This is a genomic window from Erysipelatoclostridium sp. An15, from assembly GCF_002160675.1.
Lineage (GTDB): Bacteria > Bacillota_I > Bacilli_A > Erysipelotrichales > Coprobacillaceae > Thomasclavelia > Thomasclavelia merdavium.
Map to the genome: position 1 here is coordinate 1 of NZ_NFLA01000095.1, position 2,568 is coordinate 2,568.

Annotated in this window: 5 protein-coding genes; all 5 read right to left on the bottom strand. The window is 28.4% G+C overall.

Annotated features, from left to right (window positions below; all coding sequences use genetic code 11):
• Positions 1 to 276: 276 nt before the first annotated feature.
• The 5 genes from B5E92_RS15055 to B5E92_RS15985 all read right to left on the bottom strand — a co-directional run bounded on the left by B5E92_RS15055 (position 277) and on the right by B5E92_RS15985 (position 2,397).
• The gene (locus B5E92_RS15055) at positions 277 to 537 is read right to left on the bottom strand and encodes a prevent-host-death protein (protein WP_087303505.1); all 261 of its coding nucleotides are present in this window, start codon (positions 535 to 537) and stop codon (positions 277 to 279) included.
• A gap of 83 nt (positions 538 to 620) precedes the next feature.
• Positions 621 to 926, bottom strand: a complete 306-nt coding sequence (locus B5E92_RS15060; RefSeq protein ID WP_087303507.1) for a type II toxin-antitoxin system RelE/ParE family toxin — start codon at positions 924 to 926, stop codon at positions 621 to 623.
• Positions 919 to 1,209, bottom strand: coding sequence for a type II toxin-antitoxin system Phd/YefM family antitoxin (locus B5E92_RS15065; protein WP_087303509.1), 291 nt, complete (start codon positions 1,207 to 1,209; stop codon positions 919 to 921). The genes B5E92_RS15060 and B5E92_RS15065 overlap by 8 nt, the downstream gene beginning before the upstream one ends.
• A 70-nt stretch (positions 1,210 to 1,279) precedes the next feature.
• On the bottom strand, positions 1,280 to 1,759 hold the full coding sequence (mobL, locus tag B5E92_RS15070) for a relaxase MobL (protein WP_143357604.1): 480 nt from the start codon (positions 1,757 to 1,759) through the stop codon (positions 1,280 to 1,282).
• Between the two features lie 65 nt (positions 1,760 to 1,824).
• Entirely contained in the window at positions 1,825 to 2,397 is a 573-nt protein-coding gene (locus tag B5E92_RS15985) for an IS3 family transposase (protein WP_204215303.1), read from the bottom strand.
• Positions 2,398 to 2,568: the final 171 nt, after the last annotated feature.

Here is a 2,568-nt window from a genome sequence, read left to right on the forward strand (position 1 = left end):
ATTATTTCTTGATTGAACTCTGATAAATGTGTTGGTGGATAGGTTACACTAAATTGTAACAGTTCTCTTAGAAACTGTCCAATTTAGTGTAACCTATCCAAGATGCTATCTGCACATTTTATAATACAAACATATTTTTTGTTGATAACATACATTTTAAATCCTATATGATATAATCTTTTTTTTGAAAAATGTCTATATCAACAAAATTTTATAAAACACCTATAAAAATTATATTTTTCCAGATATAGGAACAAATTTTGACTCCACATTTTATCAACATTTTCTTTTTATAAGCATCTTCCTGGCTTCCGAAGCACTCATTGTTGGCTTCCCATTTAATCTACTGATTTCTGCTTCCAATATACTGACACTTAAATCTAATAACTGTTCTCTTTTTTCAAATGTTTCAATGCTCATAAAAACGCCATCACATATACCATTCTCTATGATAAATATTGGTTCTTCAGATTCTTTAGCTAACTTAGAAATAGTTGAATATTTATTTTTTAACATTGCCGATGATTTAAAAATCACCCTTCATCACCTTCCTATATTGATTGTCAATAACAATATCAATTTTACACGGTAAATTTACCATGTAAAATTGGTATCTTTTCTTAAAATAACTGTTTAACATAATCCTGCAGGCGATGTAGTATTCGTACAATCAAAATAGTTTCTTTAGTAATTTGATAAAATATAATGTAATTATCACATCTTAAAAATCGAAACCCACTATCAATATTATTTTCTAAATACCATACCGTTCCAAGCTGGGGATATTCCTTAAGTTCACCAATTTTATTGAGAATTCCTTTTGCTGTTTTTTCTGCTGCAATCGGATTATTCAAATCATCATAAATATAATCATAAATTCTATCCAAATCTTTTCTTGATTTTGGTGAATAAAATATTTTAATCATTGTTGAATCTCTTTTCAAAATGTTTTAGCATTTCATCTTCATCAATCCATCCTTCTTCATTAGCAGAAACAACACTTTCATTCAACATGCTCATAAGTTCCATCTCAGCAACAAGCTTATCATACTTCATTGCTTTTTCATACATTTCCTCCTGTTCATTGATATCCATAATCGTATAACAACCATGACCATTTTTTGTCAAATAAACAGGTGAACCAACAGATACTTTTTCTAGCACTTGATTATAATTTCTTAAATCTGAAATAGGTTTAATAACTGGCATAACAATCACTCCTTACATCATTATTATACACATCTATTAAGAATTATTCAACGTAATATTTTTAGAAGAATTATACTAATAATTGATTTTCCATCCTTTTATTATATTCCTCAATAGCTTTATCTATTTCTCTTTGCTGTTCACTAGCTACTTCTAAAATATATGATTTGATTCTTATTTCAGACAAATATTTTCTGGTACGATAGTTTCTTTTCTTTGAAGATGAACTGACTTTTTTACCATCAGTCTGATTATAAGTATATTCGCTTTTTTTATAATTCTGTAAAATATAATTCCCTACTCGTTCGTAAAATTTATTAAGCTCTGCTTCTTTGATACTGCTTATGTCTCCACCCTGTTCTTCCATGACTTCCTGAAGCATATCTAGTTTTTTCATATACTGATGAAATTGTTGACTTAATTTTTCATCACTGTTGATAAGATCATCAATAATTGATTTAATGATCGGCTGATATTCTTTCATATTTATTGAATTATATTGAAGCCTTCCTGTCTTAGGTAATACTTTATATAGATTTTTCAATTTCATGTTTTGACTTAAATCAACGTGGTACTATGTCAAGATTTTGGACCATATAAATATGAGAAATTTAATTAATTATTACTGATTAGATAGTCTTGCTCATATTCATTTGGTGATTTATAATCACAATGTGAATGTACTCTTATCGTGTTATAAAATCCTTCTATGTATTCAAATACTAATCTATATGCATGTTCATAATTTGTTATCTTAAATCTGTTTAACCACTCTCTTTTTATTAATGCGTGATATGACTGGTCAATGAAAAAGTCTACGAGCTTTACAAGATCATGACTGTTTTCACACCCAATAAAATAATCCATCCCATCATTGGTAATATCCAATTTAAAGAAAACTCTCTTAGATTTATCCAAAGGACTTGCAATTTCATAGACTTCTTCGCTTACCAGATCCATATTGCCTTCATAAAACATGACAATTGGTGGACAGTCTATTCCTTTCAGAACTTCAGGATAATCTTCAGACATGACAGTTACATATTTTTCATCAACATTATCATTCAGCTTATCGATTTCATTATCTGTTAATCTTTCTTTATAAGCGACAGCCTTAAAAATTTCTTTAAAATCACCTTGATATTTTTCGGCAAAAGCAACCAGTGTTTCTTCTAATGATCTTGACATAACTCTACCTCCACATATTCTTTTATTATTTCATAAATATATCTATAAGATATTTGGATAGGTTACACTAAATTGGACAGTTTCTAAGAGAACTGTTACAATTTAGAAAGTAAAAGTGAGGTAAACTAAAATGGCAAGAGAAAGAAGAACCTATAGTGATGAATTTAAACA